General features: G+C 43.5%; 18 protein-coding genes and 1 riboswitch. Of the genes, 10 read left to right on the top strand and 8 right to left on the bottom strand.

Annotated elements, in window-relative coordinates; genetic code table 11:
• Positions 1-8: 8 nt before the first annotated feature.
• The 3 genes from thiB to mpl all read right to left on the bottom strand — a co-directional run bounded on the left by thiB (position 9) and on the right by mpl (position 3,268).
• Entirely contained in the window at positions 9-1,001 is a 993-nt protein-coding gene (gene thiB, locus MCT08_RS03420) for a thiamine ABC transporter substrate binding subunit (RefSeq protein ID WP_274677893.1), read from the bottom strand.
• 65 nt (positions 1,002-1,066) lie between these two features.
• Positions 1,067-1,185, bottom strand: a riboswitch (TPP riboswitch).
• Positions 1,186-1,255: 70 nt separating this feature from the next.
• Positions 1,256-1,882, bottom strand: coding sequence for a flavin prenyltransferase UbiX (locus tag MCT08_RS03415; RefSeq protein WP_053309480.1), 627 nt, complete (start codon positions 1,880-1,882; stop codon positions 1,256-1,258).
• 27 nt (positions 1,883-1,909) lie between these two features.
• Positions 1,910-3,268: a UDP-N-acetylmuramate:L-alanyl-gamma-D-glutamyl-meso-diaminopimelate ligase gene (gene mpl / locus MCT08_RS03410; RefSeq protein WP_172531845.1), complete on the bottom strand. Its 1,359-nt coding sequence runs from the start codon at positions 3,266-3,268 to the stop codon at positions 1,910-1,912.
• 270 nt (positions 3,269-3,538) lie between these two features.
• Between mpl and fbp the strand changes: the two genes are divergently transcribed.
• The gene (gene fbp / locus MCT08_RS03405; RefSeq protein WP_053309482.1) at positions 3,539-4,549 is read left to right on the top strand and encodes a class 1 fructose-bisphosphatase; all 1,011 of its coding nucleotides are present in this window, start codon (positions 3,539-3,541) and stop codon (positions 4,547-4,549) included.
• A 411-nt stretch (positions 4,550-4,960) separates the two neighbouring features.
• Positions 4,961-5,488, top strand: a complete 528-nt coding sequence (gene ppa / locus MCT08_RS03400) for an inorganic diphosphatase (protein WP_053309483.1) — start codon at positions 4,961-4,963, stop codon at positions 5,486-5,488.
• A gap of 63 nt (positions 5,489-5,551) precedes the next feature.
• On the opposite strand, the gene MCT08_RS03395 is transcribed toward ppa, so the two are convergent.
• The 4 genes from MCT08_RS03395 to tamA all read right to left on the bottom strand — a co-directional run bounded on the left by MCT08_RS03395 (position 5,552) and on the right by tamA (position 11,840).
• The gene (locus MCT08_RS03395) at positions 5,552-5,887 is read right to left on the bottom strand and encodes a DUF2799 domain-containing protein (RefSeq protein WP_053309484.1); all 336 of its coding nucleotides are present in this window, start codon (positions 5,885-5,887) and stop codon (positions 5,552-5,554) included.
• A gap of 55 nt (positions 5,888-5,942) precedes the next feature.
• The gene (locus MCT08_RS03390; RefSeq protein ID WP_053309485.1) at positions 5,943-6,290 is read right to left on the bottom strand and encodes a gamma-glutamylcyclotransferase family protein; all 348 of its coding nucleotides are present in this window, start codon (positions 6,288-6,290) and stop codon (positions 5,943-5,945) included.
• 85 nt (positions 6,291-6,375) lie between these two features.
• The gene (tamB, locus tag MCT08_RS03385) at positions 6,376-10,131 is read right to left on the bottom strand and encodes an autotransporter assembly complex protein TamB (RefSeq protein ID WP_274677892.1); all 3,756 of its coding nucleotides are present in this window, start codon (positions 10,129-10,131) and stop codon (positions 6,376-6,378) included.
• Positions 10,128-11,840, bottom strand: a complete 1,713-nt coding sequence (tamA, locus tag MCT08_RS03380; protein WP_274677891.1) for an autotransporter assembly complex protein TamA — start codon at positions 11,838-11,840, stop codon at positions 10,128-10,130. The genes tamB and tamA overlap by 4 nt, the downstream gene beginning before the upstream one ends.
• A gap of 165 nt (positions 11,841-12,005) precedes the next feature.
• Between tamA and msrA the strand changes: the two genes are divergently transcribed.
• The 8 genes from msrA to MCT08_RS03340 all read left to right on the top strand — a co-directional run bounded on the left by msrA (position 12,006) and on the right by MCT08_RS03340 (position 18,242).
• Positions 12,006-12,644: a peptide-methionine (S)-S-oxide reductase MsrA gene (gene msrA / locus MCT08_RS03375; protein ID WP_274672825.1), complete on the top strand. Its 639-nt coding sequence runs from the start codon at positions 12,006-12,008 to the stop codon at positions 12,642-12,644.
• Between the two features lie 114 nt (positions 12,645-12,758).
• Positions 12,759-13,310 (top strand): YtfJ family protein, encoded by a 552-nt coding sequence (locus tag MCT08_RS03370; RefSeq protein ID WP_274677890.1) that lies wholly within the window; start codon positions 12,759-12,761, stop codon positions 13,308-13,310.
• 132 nt (positions 13,311-13,442) lie between these two features.
• A complete protein-coding gene (locus tag MCT08_RS03365; RefSeq protein WP_080996304.1) occupies positions 13,443-13,736 on the top strand; it encodes a DUF2607 family protein in 294 nt (97 codons plus the stop codon).
• A 75-nt stretch (positions 13,737-13,811) separates the two neighbouring features.
• On the top strand, positions 13,812-14,501 hold the full coding sequence (zrgA, locus tag MCT08_RS03360) for a zinc uptake protein ZrgA (protein WP_274677889.1): 690 nt from the start codon (positions 13,812-13,814) through the stop codon (positions 14,499-14,501).
• A gap of 62 nt (positions 14,502-14,563) precedes the next feature.
• Positions 14,564-15,280, top strand: a complete 717-nt coding sequence (locus tag MCT08_RS03355) for an ABC transporter ATP-binding protein (RefSeq protein WP_053309491.1) — start codon at positions 14,564-14,566, stop codon at positions 15,278-15,280.
• The gene (locus tag MCT08_RS03350; protein WP_274677888.1) at positions 15,277-16,536 is read left to right on the top strand and encodes an ABC transporter permease; all 1,260 of its coding nucleotides are present in this window, start codon (positions 15,277-15,279) and stop codon (positions 16,534-16,536) included. The genes MCT08_RS03355 and MCT08_RS03350 overlap by 4 nt, the downstream gene beginning before the upstream one ends.
• Positions 16,537-16,545: 9 nt before the next feature.
• Entirely contained in the window at positions 16,546-17,046 is a 501-nt protein-coding gene (locus MCT08_RS03345; protein ID WP_274677887.1) for a DUF3299 domain-containing protein, read from the top strand.
• Between the two features lie 296 nt (positions 17,047-17,342).
• The gene (locus tag MCT08_RS03340; protein WP_261915081.1) at positions 17,343-18,242 is read left to right on the top strand and encodes a TIGR03899 family protein; all 900 of its coding nucleotides are present in this window, start codon (positions 17,343-17,345) and stop codon (positions 18,240-18,242) included.
• A gap of 79 nt (positions 18,243-18,321) precedes the next feature.
• Here MCT08_RS03340 and cysC read toward each other — a convergent pair whose 3' ends face one another.
• Positions 18,322-18,939: an adenylyl-sulfate kinase gene (cysC, locus tag MCT08_RS03335; RefSeq protein ID WP_168520887.1), complete on the bottom strand. Its 618-nt coding sequence runs from the start codon at positions 18,937-18,939 to the stop codon at positions 18,322-18,324.
• Positions 18,940-18,949 lie beyond the last annotated feature (10 nt).

The following is an 18,949-nucleotide window of genomic DNA, read 5'->3' as shown; positions in this document are numbered from 1 at the left end:
ATATAGCCTTAAAATGTTAATGCGTTTTGCCATTCTCGTATCCACGGCTTACGCATTTCAGACACCTCTTGCGCGCTAAATGTAAGTGCTTTTTGTGGTACGTTGAGAGTTTCAAACCCTTTAGGCAACTCAACCGATGTGACTGGATACATCCAGTTTCCGGTTGGGATTACCGATTGGAATTGATCACTTAAAATAAACTGCATGAACTCATCAGCCAATTTCTCGTTTGCAGTACCTTTCACTTTTGCAGCGACTTCCACTTGCATGTAATGACCTTCGGTAAAATCGGCTGTCGCGTATTTGTTATCATTTTCAGCAATTAAATGGTAAGCCGGAGATGTGGTATAAGACAGTACCAGATCAGACTCACCTTCTAAAAACATCGAATATGCTTCCGACCAACCTTTAGTCACCGTCACGGTTTTCTTCGCTAACTTTTGCCAAGCTTCACTTACATCATCACCGTAGACGGTTTTCATCCACAGCAATAAGCCTTGTCCTGGTGTTGAAGTGCGTGGATCTTGATAAATGACTTTCAAATCATCACGTTGTTCAACCAGTTCTTTTAAGCTTTTCGGTGGGTTAGTCATCTTCTCTTTGTTGTAAACAAAAGCAAAATAACCATAATCGTATGGCACGAACGTATCATCGCTCCAACCATTCGGTAAGGTTACGTTACTGGTATCAACACTGTGTGTGGTGAGTAGCCCCGTCTTCTTGGCTTCTGCCATCAGGTTGTTATCCAAACCGAGTACGATATCAGCTTTAGTATTGTTACCTTCAAGACGTAAGCGGTTAAGAATAGATACGCCATCATCAAGCGCGACAAAGTTAATATCACAGCCACATTGTGCTTCAAATGCTTTTTCAATTGCAGGACCTGGGCCCCAATCGGCAGCAAAAGAATCGTAGGTATATACGGTTAACGTGTTTTCAGCAGCATGCACTGAGAAAGAGGTGATGGTAGCAAGTGCAATAGCACTTAAAGTGGTTTTCACTGGTCGCTCTCCTTGGTTGAGCGGCACAGGCTTGAGGAGGATGAGAATATTCCGTTATTCCTATTCTGAAATCCTAACCCAATTCCTACGCCAGCATTATCTGGTTCAGGTTTACGGGTCCCAAGCTCGCACTTGATCTCAGCTTCATTCACTAAATGAATGATTTGCTCCCCGTTGAGTAAGGTGGATTGTAATTGCAATTGCTCGAATAAGCTACTCTCTACATCACTAACAACCTTCTACACTTCAGCAAACTATGCACCGCGTTGATCGTATCCCCAACGCGGAACTAAACCTTGTTCAACCCCCAGATGATCCAAAATACGGGCAACCATAAAGTCGACTAAATCCTCGATGGATTGGGGTTGATGATAGAACCCCGGCGCAGCGGGCATAATCGTTACCCCCATTTGCGACAGTTTGAGCATATTTTCAAGATGCAAAGTTGAGAATGGGGTTTCGCGTACCACCAGCAACAGTTGTCCACGCTCTTTCATGACCACATCGGCAGCGCGTTCGATCAAATTATCCGACATACCATGAGCAATCGCGGCCACACTGCCTGCAGAGCAAGGACACACCACCATCTGTTTTGGCGCAGCAGAACCAGAAGCTACGGGAGAAAACCAGTCTTCTTTACCGCAAACAATCAACTTATCAGCGTCACAATGAAGATGTTCAACCAATGCCGCTTTCGCAGCTTCAGGCCCACTAGGTAACTTCAAACCATGTTCTGTCGCCAGCACAACCCGCGCCGCGGATGAGATCAGCAAATAAACTTGGTAATCTGCGGCAAGCAAGCACTCAAGTAAACGCAGCCCGTAAGGAGCCCCTGAAGCGCCAGTAAAAGCCAATGTGATAGTTTTCTGTTTTGTTGTCATAGCTCTATTTCATTTGTGCGACTGATATTAGATGACTTGCTTCAGAGCAAGCAGTAACTTGTTATGAATACCTTCAAAACCACCATTACTCATCACCAATATTTGGTCACCCGGCTTAGCTTCATGAGCGATTTGCGCCACGAAAGCATCAATATCATCATTGACATACGCAGGTTGTGAGCATTGGTCTGCAACATCCTGCACCGACCAAGGAATATTATTAGGCTGATAGAGATAAACGGAGTCCGCTTGTTGCAACGATGCCGCCAAGGTTTGTTTATGTACGCCCAACTTCATTGTCGCCGAACGTGGCTCTAAAACTGCGATAATTTTCTTATCGCCAACCTTGTTACGTAAACCGCCCAAGGTAAGTTCAATCGCCGTTGGGTGATGAGCAAAATCATCAAAAACGCTAATCTCATTCACTTCGCCTTTGAGCTCTAAACGACGTTTGGTATTAATGAACTTAGATAACGCTTCACAAGCAAGATCAGGGGTGACACCAACGTGACGCGCAGCGCCAATCGCCATTAAGGCATTATCGACATTGTGATCACCAACAAGATCCCATTTGACTGTGCCCACTAATTCATTGCGCAAGAAAACGTTAAATTGAGAACCATCACGGATAATTTTCTCTGCCTTCCATTCACCTTGTTCACCCGTGAACTCGGTTTCGCTCCAACAGCCACGAGCTAAAACATCCGATAATGCGCTATCTTGTTGAGGTGCAAAGATACGACCATTTCCCGGAACTGTACGCACTAAATGATGAAATTGACGCTTGATCGCTTCAAGATCATCAAAAATATCAGCATGATCAAACTCAAGATTATTCATAACCAAGGTTCTAGGGTGGTAGTGAACAAACTTAGAACGCTTATCGAAAAAAGCACTGTCATATTCGTCGGCTTCCACTACAAAAAACATGCTATCACCTAAACGGGCAGAAATGCCAAAGTTACCTAGCACCCCGCCGACCAAGAATCCCGGTTGGTAACCGCACGCTTCTAAAATCCACGCGAGCATACTGGAAGTCGTGGTTTTACCATGTGTTCCAGATACCGCCAGAACCCAGCGATCATGCAGTAAGAACTCTTGTAACCATTGGGGGCCAGAGGTATAGCGCAGGTTGTTATTCAGCACATATTCAACACAAGGGTTACCACGGCTCATCGCATTGCCAATCACCACCAGATCTGGCTTTGGCTCTAATTGGACAGGATCAAACCCTTCGATAATCTCAATACCTTGAGACTCTAATAAAGTGCTCATTGGGGGGTATACATTGGCATCACTACCCGTGACTTTATGGCCTAATTGACGAGCCAAAACCGCAGCGCCTCCCATAAATGTACCGCAGATCCCAAGAATATGAATATGCATAAAACCTAGCCTCGCACATTGCGTTGTGAGTTATTGCCCCATTATCACCATCCAACCAAGAAAAGCGAGCTCGTTTGCAACTTCAAAAAAGTCGACAAACAAATTGAGATCTCAATCTGTTAGTTCATTACCATTAAAAAGATCTAACCTTTAAAATCGCATTGTTACCCGAACGTTATGAAACGGGTCACCCGTTTCGAGCAACATTCCAGTAAGAGGATGGGCGACGAAACAAAATACCCCCAAAAATATCTATGTTAAGGAAATAACATGCCTGAGATTCGCACCCTTGGCGAGTTTATTGTTGAGAAACAACATGACTTCCCCCACGCAAGCGGTGATCTTTCATCCCTTTTGTCATCTATTCGTTTGGCAGCAAAAATAGTCAACCGAGAAATCAATAAAGCGGGTCTTGTCGATATTACTGGTGCCGTTGGTACCGATAATATCCAAGGTGAAGAGCAACAAAAACTGGATGTTTATGCCAACGAAAAATTTAAAGCGGCTTTAGAGGCTCGTGACCAAGTATGTGGTGTCGCGAGTGAAGAAGAAGATGAAGCGGTTGCATTCAATAAAGAACTCAACAAAAATGCCAAATACGTAGTGTTGATGGACCCTCTCGATGGCTCATCAAATATCGATGTTAACGTATCGGTGGGCACTATTTTCTCTATCTACCGCCGAGTTTCACCGGTCGGCACTCCACCGACACAAGAAGACTTCTTGCAACCGGGCCATAAACAGGTAGCGGCAGGCTATGTAGTATACGGCTCATCGACCATGTTGGTTTACACCACGGGTAATGGAGTCAATGGCTTTACTTATGACCCTTCACTGGGCACCTTCTATTTGTCTCATCCAAATATGATGACTTCTGAAGATGGTAAAATCTATTCCATCAATGAAGGGAATTACATTCGTTTTCCAACCGGTGTGAAGAAGTACATCAAGTACTGTCAAGAGAATGTACCAGAGGAAAATCGTCCTTATACATCACGTTACATTGGTTCGCTAGTCTCTGATTTCCACCGCAACCTATTGAAAGGCGGTGTTTATCTCTATCCTAGTACCCAAAGCCACCCTGACGGTAAGCTACGTTTATTGTATGAATGTAATCCAATGGCTTTCTTGATTGAACAAGCTGGCGGTATCGCTTCTGACGGTGTGAATCGTATTTTGGATATCAAACCAACAGAATTGCATCAGCGCGTTCCTTTTTTCTGCGGCTCAAAAAACATGGTCAGAAAAGTAGAAGAGTTTATAGAACGCTACCGCGATTAATCATCAAGACGAACAAGCGCCTAGTATCAGGCGCTTTTTTTCTACCCAAAATCATCGAGACCCAAACTATTTGGAGTTGCAGGTAGGCGAGCGTAACACTACGACAGCCTCATCGAAAAATGGCACAAAGCTCTTGTTTATGGGTTTACACTATTTCGTGTTTACCGCTACAGTTTAAACGCAACCATCTACGTTATTTCTATTAACATTTAGCGATTCAAGTCCAGTAATACCAATCACAGTAAATAAGTGATCAGAAATAGCGCAGGAAAAAGGCTTGAGAACAAGGCAGGATTTTTCGATAAGTAGTTATTCTACAATCAAAAATTCTAACGCAGTTATCAAGCATTTTAACCAGCTAGGATGAACAGTTATTTACTACGATTGGTATAATTGAAAAGGAAATATCAAATGAGCTTAAACAACGTACCTGCGGGTAAATCATTACCTGATGATCTTTACGTAGTGATTGAGATCCCAGCCAATGCTGACCCAATCAAATATGAAGTAGATAAAGAATCTGGCGCTGTGTTTGTTGACCGCTTTATGTCAGCCCCGATGTTCTACCCATGTAACTACGGTTATGTGAACCACACATTGTCATTAGATGGTGACCCAGTCGATGTCTTGGTTCCAACTCCTTACCCGCTAATGCCTGGTTCAGTAATTCGTTGTCGCCCAGTGGGTGTGTTGAAAATGACCGATGAATCTGGAGAGGACGCAAAAGTTGTCGCGGTGCCTCATTCAAAATTATCCAAAGAGTACGATCATATTCAAGATGTAGACGACTTACCTGCTTTACTGAAAGCACAAATCACCCAATTCTTTGAACGCTACAAAGAATTAGAAGCCGGAAAATGGGTCAAAGTGGATGGCTGGGAAGATGCCGCCGCTGCTCGCGCTGAAATTCTATCGTCTTACGAACGCGCACAACAATAATTTGTAAGTGAAGCGCTGCGTATCAGGAAGGCAAGAGCCAGCAGTGACTGGCTCTTGAAGATACTAGAATCGACCAGCGGTTGATTGACGACCCGATATGTAATCTTGTTGGAAAAATACATTGTCTTTATCACACACACCCAAGTACGGTTTACCGATAACCCCAAGTATATAAGCATTTTGTTGGCAATACATCGCTCTTCCTTGCTCGTATCCGTCGCTATAAGCGAGATAAAGCTCATCCGATGTGGCTAATTTTTCAACTGAGAGTTTCAATAGTCCTCTCTCTCCCTGTTCCTTACCAAATTGCAACCAATCGCTATTCACTGATGTTGTCGGAGTTGGTTGAACTGCACAACCAAATAACACAAATGTAAGTAGTAACAAAATAGGCTTCATAAAACACCTCCTTGACACAGACACCATAATAATACGGATTCACTTACCAATTAGTTCACACTCTTTGACACCAATCCCCAGAATCAATCTGCGAATTTAAGTCACCGACTTGTTGATAGATATACACCCAAGCACGGCCAAAAGGGGTATCAATCATTTCTCGTCGATATTCCACAGGAACATCTTCTAAAATATCGAGCTGCTTGAGCGTTGCTTCATCGATCATATACACTTCACCAGTAATCGATTGATGGCCTTTTATAAGACCAGGATACGCGCCTAAATCATACAATGCATATTCAGATGCTGTTATAAAGGATCCTAGCATTTGACCAGACTGCAAAAAATGATGATTGCTTTCACCTTGGCGCAACGTGCCATATACAAAGACCAAATGCTGCATTTTACTTTCCCTAGTAAGTTAAGATTTATCTAACAGGCTAAAACTCGCGGCACTTCCATACCGAAGAACTCGGAACTCAGCAGGCTTAGTCAAACTCAAACTGATATAAAATATCAACCGCACTATCTAGGCCAGAGACCGCTTCTAAGTAAAGATCCTGCATCAAGCGGTAACGCACCGTAAATTCACCAACCGAGCTGAAAATGCCCACTCCATATTTTACTTGCAAGCCGGGTAAAATATAACCACTGACAGTCACTTGTGAATCATCGCCTGTTCCTGCGGTATCTAATTGCAGATCTTGTACACCAAATGCTTGGCCAATTTCGCCAACGACTCGACCGCTTTTAGCTAAACTCAAGCCGATCAAAGCAGTCGTCATTGCGTTACCACCAGCTTCACCGTCGATGTCTTGTCCACGTAGTAAATAAGACAAAGCATTTGCTTGTGGCATAGCAGGTTCAGAGAAAATGGATACTTCTGGCTCATCAGCAGGACCTGTTACTTTAACACCAGCAATCACATCATCGGCGGTATTGTCAGGGTTACGGATCGCTTTGATAGACACATAAGGTTGGTCAGCAGGGCCGTTCATTAAGATCTTACCCTCTTCAATAACCAGATCCTGCCCAAATGAACGATATGAACCATCTTTGATATTAATCTCGCCAGTGATGAATGGACCTTTGTCTTTTTGCGCCACATTCAGACGACCGATTAAGCCACCTTGTAAACCAAAAGCGTTGAGTTTGAAATCATCACCAATTGAGATATTAATATCAGTTTCGATGTTAAACGGAATAGCGTTAAAATCATCAATGGGCTGTAAGGAGGCATCAAGAATGACTTGATCTTTCGAGACACTGACTGCACTTGACGGCAACTCTTCAACCAAAATTCGACCCCACGGTAAATTGATATTCCCCGTAATCTTTGCAAGAGTTGGCTTAACGTTAATCGTCATATCGGGAACCACTTTAATTTTGACCATCGGCGGTAAGTCGACCATCAACTCCTCTGCAAATACTCGTAAATTGGCGTGCCAATCTTCTAAACGTTGCCAGTCTGCATCACCCACTAAATCAAGTTCACCATCGGGGGTTTGAATTGCTGCGTTTAGTGCAGCTTGATAACCATTGAAATCAACCGCTAAACGCCCCGAATTGACATCTACAGGAGAAATATCTCCCTTGATAAGCATCTCATCGACAACTAAGCTACCGATCACTTTAGGATGTAACATTGGCCCATTAAATGTCAGATCGGTGGTAATGTTTGATTTAACTTGGCTGTACTCACCGATAATTGGCTTAAGAAAATCAAGATTGAATGTGGAGAGTTTTAACGTTCCATCAATTGTTTTGTCTTTCGCTATGACATTAGGAACGGTCAACTGCCCAGAAATATCGCCATTGTCCGTAACATCTAGTAGCCATTGAGCCAACAGTTTGTTTTGATCTAAATTCGTTTCCAGCGACACACTTTCCCAGCCAAGCGTCACCGGATGTTCGAGGTGCTGTGTGACATGCCCTTTAGATAAATTCAGTGTGGCCTGTGCTTGAGGAGCGCTATTTTCCGCCCACTTAGCCGTGATATTGGCATCCGCTTGCCCTTGGATTTCAGTTTCAGCAGGTACAAACATGGAAATTTGCTTGAAATCGAACTGGTTAATCGAAAGCTGCGCTGCACCATTTTGACCAACTGTCGCCTCTTTATCTAAGCAGAGAGAGGAATCATTTTGTAACCAACAGTGCGCCGCAATCGTCGCTTGCTGTTTATCTACATTAACTACGATTGGAGTAACTTGATTCAGTTCCCAAGGCCCTTGCTGAGTAGAAAACTGCACGCTATCTAGCGCACCTTTCCATATCATGGCAGGTTTATCTTCAAAAGCACCACTGATAGCTAAGCTAGTTGAGAGTAAATCTGACACCATATCTAAGCTCAGGGTATGTTGCTGCTGAGTCCCAGCAAAATTTAGATCCAGACTTTCAACACTGTGTTGTTGGTATTCCAGTTGACGAGCTTGTAAGCGTATTTTGGCTTGTGGCGTTGGTAGCGGTATGACACCCCCCTGTAAAGTCACATGCTGCAAGGTGGCTTCTTTTTGCCACGCTAAAGAATCAGCATCTAATCTCAATTTGATTTTTGGTTGTTTGAGATCGCCACCTAACTGAATATCACCGATTAATTTACCAGCAAGATCGGGAACACTTTTGGCTAAATCAGGGAAATCGACAGACAATCCCATGCGCCAATTCTTATCCAGTACACCTTTCGCCGTTATTTGGTTTGGACCGTGAGCGAGCGTTAAACCACTTGTCGATACTTGAAATTCACCGTTACCAGTAGGATCTGAGGCATCGAGTTGACCTTCAATATTGAGCGGATAATCACGCAATGTCCCATCAATATCTAAAAGCGGTAACGCGACCTTCCACCCACCTTGCGAAGTTAACTCGCCGCTTGTTTCCAGTTTACCGCTGATCACCCCTTCTGCTTCTGACCACTGTAAACCGGGCTGAATATCTTGCATGGTTAATACGGCTTGCCAATTGATTGGAGCTTGCCAATTGGCCATCGCTTGACCACGTACGCTGCCACCTAACGTTTCAACCAACAAAGATTCAAGAGCAATCTGTTCCAACGTCCCTTTTCCTGCCACATCCAACGACACATCGGGTAGATCTTTACCTTTAAGCTGTGTCTGCAAGGTTAGGTTATACCCCTGCAATGAGCCTTGTGTTTTCAGTGTTGGAACAGAAATAAAATAGTCACCTTGCCCGATGAGTGGCCATTGGGCCTGTACATCATCCAACACGATATCAAATGGGAGTTCAGGATCTAAAGGCGATAATTGTGCATGCAGCGTCGCTTGCGCCAATCCACCAAACTTAGCATCAAGGGTTAAATCATTAACACTGCCAAAAGCATCGAGAGCAACAGTCTGCCCATTAGCTTCAGCCTGTTTAATAGTGCTTTTTAACGATAAATTTAATGGGTACTCGCCTTGTAATCTCACATCTGCTTTTAGGTTTGCCACCAACAGTGGAAGATCCAACTCTAGCGCTTTTAATGAGACGTTATGTTGATAGGCATTCGCCACTAAACCTAAATGATTGACCACAATAGGTTCTGCTTGTTGCAGAGTGAAATTATTGATGTCAAAACGCATAAGCTCGACTTGCAGTGGGATCGTCACATCCGGTAGCACGATCGGTTGTCTCTCTGACTCAGCTGCGGTAGGCATTGCTGATTCAGCTTCATTTGGGGCTAATGATAGTTGGAGATCATTCCAACTGGTTTTACCTATTTTTAAACGATTACCGAACATAGAAGCGTTGGTCGAGAAGCTCTGCCACGCTATTTTATTGCCCAATATATCCAGTTTAATATCGTTTAACACTACTCGCCCAATGGTAATAGGCACAGGAGTAGAGATGGCGGTTACCGGCTCAGATTCGGCCACTTGCGTCTCATCGCTTTCTGGCGGTAACTCTGGCATAGCAAAGTCTAATCCTATGACCGCAAGTTCTTGCACGCACAATGCAGGCTCGAATAAACAATTAGCATTGACGGCTAACGTTACTCTTTTGGCTTTCAAATCAAGATGTAAGTCATCATCGATAAATGTCACTTGATTAAGAGTAAAGCGTGGAAATAAGGCACCTTGCGTAGTAGCGACTTGCAGTTGAGGTACGGCTTGTTGCGCCCCCCACAACAGTACATTCAATCCTGCATTAGTGAACAACAAGCCAATAATAGCAATGAGAAATACCATCAGCAGGACAGATAAAATCGTGGCTATCCACTTGGTTATCTTCAACATAGCCTTGGTCATAATTCAGGCCCCAACGTAAAGTGCAATTTAAATTCATCTCCTGGGGCCGAATCAAGCCCCCAAGCAAAATCTAGACGAACAGGGCCAACAGGTGACGCCCAACGAATGCCTACACCAACACCAGTTTTCCACTCAGGGGAATCATTAAAAGCATCGCCGTAATCCACAAATGCCGCTCCCCACCAATCTCCAACCACACGATATTGATATTCCAATGACGTCGTCGCAATATATTGGGCCCCAGTTAAAGCACCACTTGCATCTTTGGGTGAAATAGATTCATAGCCATAACCACGCAAATTATTGTCACCACCAGCAAAGAAACGCAGTGAAGGAGAGAGCTTATCGAACTCATCGGTAATATTGGCTCCTCCATCGAGACGAAATAGACCACGATGGTTCCGACCAATACCCCGCAGCCAAGCTGTACTAGCTAAAACACGAGCTACTCGAGTTTCCGACGCAAGACTAGGGTCTGCGTATTCTAAGGTGATACTCTGCTTATCTCCCCACATGGGCATCGAACCTCCCCTCACTCGGGTACGGGTGTAAGTGACACCTGGCAATACAAAATGACCAACATCGCTTTGCAAACCTTGTTCATAATTTTCCATCAAATAACGGACAAATAGTGTGCGATGCCAACCAGTATCTAGCTCCCAATGACGTTCAACAGATAAATTGGATTCTAAACTTTGAGTATCACGACTATCGACATTCTTCATTCCATACTGAATGCGATAATACTGACGCAACACATCTTCTAACGGAATTTTATAACCGGCAGTAATAGTTTGCTCAGGCGCAGAAATCGAGACACTGCTATCAAAACTATGACCTCTACTATTCACCCAAGGTTTATTCCATTTCAATGAACCTCGCACACCAACGTCGGTTGAATAACCCAGACCAGTTTCAATTTTATTGCGAGCTTGTGGAGCAAGTGACACCTTCATTGGCACCTCTCGCCCATTACCTAATTGGCTTAAGTCAGGCTCAACAAACACAGAAGAGAACCAATCGGTATTGGAGAGGTTTTGGTTGTATACGCCAACCTTAGACACCAAATAAGGTTCACCAGTCTCGTAAGGTTGCAGTGAGCGAACTCGCTCTTCTTTAATCTGACTGCCCGTGATGGTTGATGCACCGAAATGATAACGTATCCCACTGTCGAAATGCAGGCGAACAAATGCTTGGTTCAGATCTGGTGCAACTTCCAATCGGCTGAGTGTAAAATCACCGTTAAAATAGCCTTTCTGCAACGCCAAATTGCGAATGCCTGATTTCAGTGTATCGTATTGACCATGGTTGATTGGCGCGCCAACTTGCAACACATTTTTAGAAATTAGCTCTCTAAAATCACGATCAGATTTGGCCTCACCACTGATGACAACATCAAACTCTTGTACTGTCATCACTTCACCGGGGGTAACATTAACCACTAACTTCTGGCCATTAGCCTCAACGATAAAGTCAAATTTAGGATGGTAGTAGCCTATAGCACTCAACGCCTCAGAGATGCTTTTTTCTAAACGAGATTGAAAACGTAAGTCTGTCGAATAATCGCTTTGTGGGATGGACGATAGATAACCATCAACGTTTGTTTTTTGCTCTCCTTGCAAGCCATTAATGGCCAAATCCACTTTCGCATCAACCGAAGTAGAGAGCAGTAACATCGTCAATAGCACTGGTAATGATTTTCGTCTCATGCTTAATTAGGGCGCAGTTGAGTTAACAGATCTTGAATAGATTGAAATCATACCGTCAATAACAACTTTCGTCTGTATGAAATCAGTCAATTATTCAGTCTTAATCTTAGTAAATAACTCAATAATAAAAAATAAAGTATCAATCAGTTTATAAAAGGAAAGGTTATGTTTGACAAGCAAGCCATGGTCAACGCTGACACTGCTCTACCTGGACGTAATACCACAATGGAAATTGATGCTGCTCATTATGTGAATAACAGCAACTTAAATGCACAGCCCACTGATGATGAACAACAAATCCTCATTGGCATGGGCTGCTTCTGGGGTGCAGAACGCCTATATTGGCAACTCGATGGCGTTGTATCGACTTCTGTTGGTTATGCAGGGGGATTTACGCCCAACCCAACATACGAAGAGGTCTGTACCGGGAAAACAGGGCACACAGAAGTGGTACGCGTTATCTTTGATCCAAAACGCTTGCCATTAGCAACACTACTCAGTCATTTTTGGGAAAAACACGATCCAACTCAAGGGATGCGGCAGGGTAATGACAGGGGCACTCAATATCGCTCTGCTATTTACACCTTTAACGACGAGCAACAACGAATCGCTGAACAGTCAAAATTAAACTATCAGCAAGCTTTATCTGAACATGATAAAGCTGCCATCACGACCGAAATTCTACCAGCGGGTCACTACTATTTTGCTGAAACATATCATCAACAATATTTAGCTAAAAACCCGAACGGCTACTGTGGATTAGGCGGAACAGGCATCTGCTTCCCACCACAATCCAATCAATAACTTGTACTAAAATGAGGCTCTCTTGGCATTTTACCTAATGCCGTGAGTGCCTATTTTCGTTGTTTCTATCATTCTGTGCTATACCTTTGTTGCTCAATCAAAGGGAATAATACAATGAAAAATAAAACACTTATCGCCATTCTATTGGCGTGCTCTCCAACACTCGCTTTAGCGCACAATATCACTTTGGGTCAATCTGTACCTAAAGTTGAGGTTGCGAAACATGGCGAAATCATCCTGCAAGGCGATAAAGCCGAATACCAAGCTTGGAGCAGTGATCAGCTCTTAGGTAAAGTTCGCGTAATTCAAGCTATTGCAGGGCGCAGCAGTGCAAAAAAAATGAACGCGCCGCTCATGGCTGCGATTACTGCAGCCGGATACCCACAGGAAAATTACCAAACGACCTCGATCATCAACCAAGATGATGCTATCTGGGGGACGAGCTCTTTTGTGAAATCATCAGCTCAAGACAGCAAAAAAGAGTTCCCATGGTCTTCAATGGTTCTGGATGAAGCAGGAAATGTTGCTAATACTTGGGATTTACAAGCCGAATCTTCAGCCATTATCGTTCAAGATAAACAAGGCAAGGTGCTGTTTGTTAAAGAAGGTATCCTTACAGAAGACGAGATTCAAACAGTATTAGGATTAATCAAGCAGAGCTTATAGCGCTCGCAAACTCACCATGATTGGGTGATGCCTATCGATAGATATTCTCACCCAATATAAAAAAGAGTATTCTTTGCTCTCTTTATATTGTTATATTATAACAATTGTTATTTTCACGACTGTCTTCATTTAATGCTCAATCGTCCGTGTTTTTCCTATTCCAGCATAAAGTTCACTGCACTATGTGCCGTGTTACTCACCTTATGGCTGAATGCGGCTTATGTTGAGCATTACCTCGACATCACGCCATCACATCATACACAGCACCATTGTCAGCATTTTGCAGGTCTACAAAATGGCCTAAGCTGTGCGATGCCGACGCTGCCGGTGATGGTTGGAAGTGAGATTCCTTTTACTGTCGAAAGAATACAGCGTCGTCCTTCTGTCCATTACGCTTATCTTGCGCGCTCTCCGCCGATCTTTTAAACATTTTCATAGCCATGATTATTACCCAAGGCGCATGCGCTAAGGGATATTTTAATGTTTAAAAGGAACCAACCAATGATAATGCAACACAAACTAGCTTTATGTATCGGCCTTGCGATGAGCGCATCTAGCCTAATGATCAGCACGGCAGCACTCGCCAATGAAGAGTTTCGTCAACATGAAGCACACGTACACGGCCATGTTGAATTTAATATTGCTCAAGATGGACAAGATTTATTAATCGAGATTACAGCGCCAGGCGCTGATGTGGTGGGTTTTGAGCATGCCCCAGAAAATGATCAACAACAGCAAACACTGAATAAAGTGCTTGAACAGTTCAATCAACCCAAGGCAATTTTCCAGTTATCTAGCGCAGCGAACTGCCACCTAGAACAAAGTGATATTACGCATACTTTAGGTAGTGATGAGCACCACGACCACGACCACGACCACGACCACGACCACGACCACGACCACGACCACGACCACGACCACGACCACGACCATCATGATAAACATGATGAAAAACATCAAGATAAAGATATCCATCATGATGAGCATCACCACAGTGATCAACACTCAGCCCATGGTTCATTCAGTGTGCAATACCAATATCACTGTGATGACATTGCTCAATTACAACAAATTGATACTCAATGGTTTGAGTTGTTCCCAAATACCAAATCGATCAGTGCTAATCTGCTTACAGACAAAGCACAATCTGCATTGGAATTGAAAGAGAACAATACGCGTATTTCACTTTAAGCCATCACAATGTTGGGTAAGGACTTACTTACCCAACACATTTGTTGTTACAGGAATCAACCATGAGTGATCTGCATATTCTATCGCTGGCCTCTGTCATTGAATTGAATGACGTTGAATTTTGTTGGCCCAACAGCCCTCAATCAGCGTTAAACATCAAACAGTTGTCGGTTAAACGTGGTGAGCATCTATTTATAAAAGGACCCAGTGGCTGTGGAAAATCAACCTTACTCAGCCTGTTAACGGGCATCAACCAAGCCCAACATGGCCGAGTTTCGATTTTAGGTACCGATCTTTCAGCACTAACATCCCGTCAACGAGATAAATTTAGAGCCGACCATATCGGTTATATCTTCCAACAATTTAATTTACTGCCTTACTTGTCGGTTATTGAAAACGTGATATTACCTTGTCAGTTTTCAGCCATACGTAAACAGCAGGTCGAGGGGGATATGGCCGAAAAAGCCAAACAACTGCTCACTAGGCTGCACTTAGCTGAATCGCTGTTTACTAAATCAGTTATTGAATTAAGTATTGGCCAACAACAGCGCGTTGCTGCCGCTCGAGCACTCATCGGCGAGCCACAATTGATCATTGCCGACGAGCCAACCTCAGCGCTCGATCACGATAATCGCTTAGCCTTTATTGAACTGCTACTCGAAGAAGCGGACCACGCAGGGGCCACCTTGGTTTTTGTCAGCCATGACCCAACACTAGAAAATCTATTTGACCGAAGTATTCACTTACCACAATTAAACCAAGCAGGAGAAGTCGCATGAATGTGATTGCTAACCTTGCTTGGAAAAGTGTCCTAAACCGTAAAACAACAGCCATACTATCGATACTGACGGTAGCCATTTCCGTCATTTTGCTGATGGGTGTAGAACGGATCCGCACTCAAGCCAAAAATAGCTTTGCCAACACCATTTCAGGAACTGATTTAATCGTCGGCGGCCGTTCAGGACAAGTTAACTTACTGCTTTATTCTGTATTTCGCATTGGTAATGCCACCAATAATATCGACTGGAAAAGCTACCAAGATTTTAGCCAGCACCGCGCGGTGAAATGGGCAATCCCTATTTCACTAGGAGACTCGCACAAAGGTTTTCGAGTGATGGGCACAAACCACAGCTATTTTGAGAATTTTAAATATGGAAGTAAGCAACCACTTACTTTTTCTCAAGGAACTGAGTTTAATGGATTATTTGAAACAGTATTAGGTTCAGATGTCGCCAAAACGCTTGGATATCACATCGGTAGCGATATCATTATCGCTCATGGCATCAGCGATGTTGGGTTTAGTCGCCATGACAACTTACCATTCAAAGTTGTAGGCATTTTAGCTCCTACTGGCACACCGGTTGATAAAACCGTACACGTATCACTTGAAGCGATTGAAGCGATTCACGTTGGCTGGGAATCTGGTGCACATTTAGGCAATACACCGTCGCAAGAGCAATTAGCCCAGTACGATTTTCAACCAAAGCAGATCACCGCCATGTTGGTCGGGCTGAAATCAAGAATTCAGACGTTTGCCCTACAGCGTGAAATTAATAATTATCGCCAAGAACCCCTCAGCGCGATTATGCCGGGCGTTGCCTTGCAAGAATTGTGGAGCATGATGTCCGTCGCTGAACAAGCATTAATGGCGGTTTCCATTTTTGTAGTGGCCGCAGGTTTACTGGGCATGCTCAGTAGCTTATTAACCAGCTTGCAAGAAAGGCGTCGTGAAATGGCCATACTACGAGCAATGGGAGCTCAACCTAAACATATTTTTGCCCTGCTCATCAGTGAGGCCACGACGATCACTTTTATGGGAATCGTCGTTGGGCTTATTGGGCTATATGCTTTACTCGCTATTGCTCAACCATTTATTGCTCAACAATATGGCATCCAAATTACCTTAAGTGCTATTAGTCGCTATGAGTGGCAACTATTAGCTTATGTACAACTCGCCGGTGTGATCATTGGTTTCATTCCTGCATTGCGCGCATATCGACAATCACTCAGTGATGGTATGACCATCCGAATTTAGGATTTATTAATGAAGAAACTACTACTTATCAGCACCTTATTGCTGTCCGGCTTGTTGCCCTTTTACGTCCAAAGTAACGAAGATGTGTTAAAGCTCGATTGGATTGATCTCATTCCACAAAACGAGCGAAACCAATTCACAGCCGAAGGCATGCCAGCCTTAAGCCATAATGGTGATATGACAGCGGAACAGTCTAAGGTTGGAGGTGTGAGAAGTGAGCTAAACGGTAGTAAAGTCAAAATTCCGGGGTTTGTGATTCCATTAGAAGGCGATGCCAACATGGTGACCGAATTTCTACTGGTTCCGTATTTTGGCGCTTGCATACACGTGCCACCACCACCACCAAACCAAATCATTTATGTTAAATTTCCAAAAGGTGCGCCCATTCAACAGTTATGGGATGTGATTTATGTCGTCGGCACATTGAAAACAGAAAATATCAGCCACGAATTGGCTGAGACCGCTTATGTGATCGAAGGGACGGCCATCGAAGAATACGATGATATGTAATTAACAAAGCAGCAACCTATCGATTCGTCTAAGCTAAACTATATATTTGGAGAGATACGCTAACAAAGCGACATATACCAAAAAGAGTAAGGCGAACGATAGGGGCTTTTTTAGTTTATTCTCTTTCCAACACTTCATAAGCACCTCGTAAATACTGATAACAATTTTAACAACTTATTATCATTGGCGGTAGCTCAAATTTATGATCTAGAATGACTGTTTTTTCTAGATGCGAAATGAGTTACACGTTACATTTTGATTTATAGATAAAACGAGCGATTGAATCGGAAATGTGAATGGTAGATACCAGTAAACCTGTCGTGATTGAGCATCAAACAAACTCAAACCAAAGCCACGAAAAAAAATCGAGTTATATAAAAGACAGCGCCAGCCGCATTTTGAATATTGCGCAGTGCCATGGTCTTGATGCATTGCTGCAAAACGAACCACCACAGAAAACACCACTCGATCGCGCCCTATTTAGAGAGCGTCAGCGCAAAGAGCAGAGACAAAAAAACCTCGAACAGATCCTCAAACTCGCTCATGTTTCATGCAAAGATGAAACGGCTGGCGATCCAGACCAAGACTGGTTACATCGTTTTTTTGATATGGCTCAAGACATCCATAATTCCTCCATGCAGCGACTTTGGGCGCAAGTACTTAAGCGTGAAGTGACCAACCCAGGTTCGACATCATTGAAGGCGTTACAAGTTCTACAAGATATGACTCCCAAAGAAGCGCAAATTCTCCAAAGAGCGTCATCATTAGCATGCAGTTTTGGGAGTGATAATAGCCGCAAACTGTTGGTTGGAGTTCGAGCAGCAAATGGGATTTTTAGTTTAGGTAAGCGCAATATCACCTTTACCATCAATATGGGGAGCTTTCAGCTTCCCTACTCAAGCCTATTAGTGTTAATTGAGTTAGGTCTGTTACATGCAACGGAGTTAGAGTCAGGCGAAATTGAACTAGAACCTGCGCTATTATTGATCTATCAAGGCAAGAACTTGTCTTTACAAGCGATGGGCAAAGGGGTTCGCTTACTCTATTACCGCTTTAGTCCGACGGGTAACGAGCTGTGCAAGCTACTCGGTAATAAACCCAATATTCAGTATTACGATCAAATGGTTGCCGTATTAAGCCAAAAATTCACCGTGCAAACCGAAGCAGCCAGTAATTCATTTCATCACGCAGTGTAAGCACTCGACGTCGTTAATATAGTTAATACAATAGCAAAAGGGCTCATCTGAGCCCTTTTAACGATTTAGTATCGTAATTTTACGCGATGATCGCACGCTGTTTCAGTGCTTGCAGACAAAGATCGACCAGTTCATCAATAGGCTTTTCACCAGCCGGAAGGTCTATTTCCGGGTTTAACGGTTGTTCATATTCAGAATCTATTCCCGTGAAATTGGCAATTTCTCCGGCACGAGCTTTTTTATATAGCCCCTTAGGATCACGCTGCTCGCAGATATCTAAATCAGTATTGACGAACACTTCAATAAACTCGCCCTGTGGCAATAAATCACGCACTAACTGACGCTCTGCTCGGTGCGGTGAAATAAAAGCAGACAGCACAATCAACCCTGCATCAGCCATTAATTTTGCCAACTCACCAATGCGACGGATATTCTCACGGCGATCTTGCTCGGAAAAACCCAGATCACTACACAAACCATGACGAACGTTGTCACCATCCAATAAATAGGTATGAAAACCCAATTGTGCTAAACGCTGCTCTAGTGCTCCTGCAATCGTCGATTTACCAGCACCAGAAAGTCCGGTAAACCACAGCACAGCTGGTTGTTGCTGTTTTAATTTGGCACGAAATTGTTTATCAATACTGTGTTGATGCCAGACGATATTTTCATCTTTATTGGCAGAAGCGGTACTCATAACGAAGTCC

The organism is Vibrio aestuarianus, assembly GCF_028858425.1.
GTDB classification, from domain to species: Bacteria; Pseudomonadota; Gammaproteobacteria; order Enterobacterales; family Vibrionaceae; genus Vibrio; species Vibrio aestuarianus.
The sequence above is the reverse complement of the archived record's forward strand: the minus strand, read 5'-3'. Positions and strand labels throughout refer to the sequence as shown.

Coding starts and splice junctions, on each gene's coding strand:
- tamB (WP_274677892.1), bottom strand. CDS start 10,131: ATGACCAAGGCTATGTTGAAGATAACCAAGTGGATAGCCACGATTTTA.
- MCT08_RS03355 (WP_053309491.1), top strand. CDS start 14,564: ATGAGTGATCTGCATATTCTATCGCTGGCCTCTGTCATTGAATTGAAT.
- fbp (WP_053309482.1), top strand. CDS start 3,539: ATGCCTGAGATTCGCACCCTTGGCGAGTTTATTGTTGAGAAACAACAT.
- cysC (WP_168520887.1), bottom strand. CDS start 18,939: ATGAGTACCGCTTCTGCCAATAAAGATGAAAATATCGTCTGGCATCAA.
- ppa (WP_053309483.1), top strand. CDS start 4,961: ATGAGCTTAAACAACGTACCTGCGGGTAAATCATTACCTGATGATCTT.
- tamA (WP_274677891.1), bottom strand. CDS start 11,840: ATGAGACGAAAATCATTACCAGTGCTATTGACGATGTTACTGCTCTCT.
- MCT08_RS03345 (WP_274677887.1), top strand. CDS start 16,546: ATGAAGAAACTACTACTTATCAGCACCTTATTGCTGTCCGGCTTGTTG.
- MCT08_RS03395 (WP_053309484.1), bottom strand. CDS start 5,887: ATGAAGCCTATTTTGTTACTACTTACATTTGTGTTATTTGGTTGTGCA.
- MCT08_RS03370 (WP_274677890.1), top strand. CDS start 12,759: ATGAAAAATAAAACACTTATCGCCATTCTATTGGCGTGCTCTCCAACA.
- mpl (WP_172531845.1), bottom strand. CDS start 3,268: ATGCATATTCATATTCTTGGGATCTGCGGTACATTTATGGGAGGCGCT.
- MCT08_RS03390 (WP_053309485.1), bottom strand. CDS start 6,290: ATGCAGCATTTGGTCTTTGTATATGGCACGTTGCGCCAAGGTGAAAGC.
- msrA (WP_274672825.1), top strand. CDS start 12,006: ATGTTTGACAAGCAAGCCATGGTCAACGCTGACACTGCTCTACCTGGA.
- MCT08_RS03365 (WP_080996304.1), top strand. CDS start 13,443: ATGCTCAATCGTCCGTGTTTTTCCTATTCCAGCATAAAGTTCACTGCA.
- MCT08_RS03350 (WP_274677888.1), top strand. CDS start 15,277: ATGAATGTGATTGCTAACCTTGCTTGGAAAAGTGTCCTAAACCGTAAA.
- MCT08_RS03340 (WP_261915081.1), top strand. CDS start 17,343: ATGGTAGATACCAGTAAACCTGTCGTGATTGAGCATCAAACAAACTCA.
- zrgA (WP_274677889.1), top strand. CDS start 13,812: ATGATAATGCAACACAAACTAGCTTTATGTATCGGCCTTGCGATGAGC.
- MCT08_RS03415 (WP_053309480.1), bottom strand. CDS start 1,882: ATGACAACAAAACAGAAAACTATCACATTGGCTTTTACTGGCGCTTCA.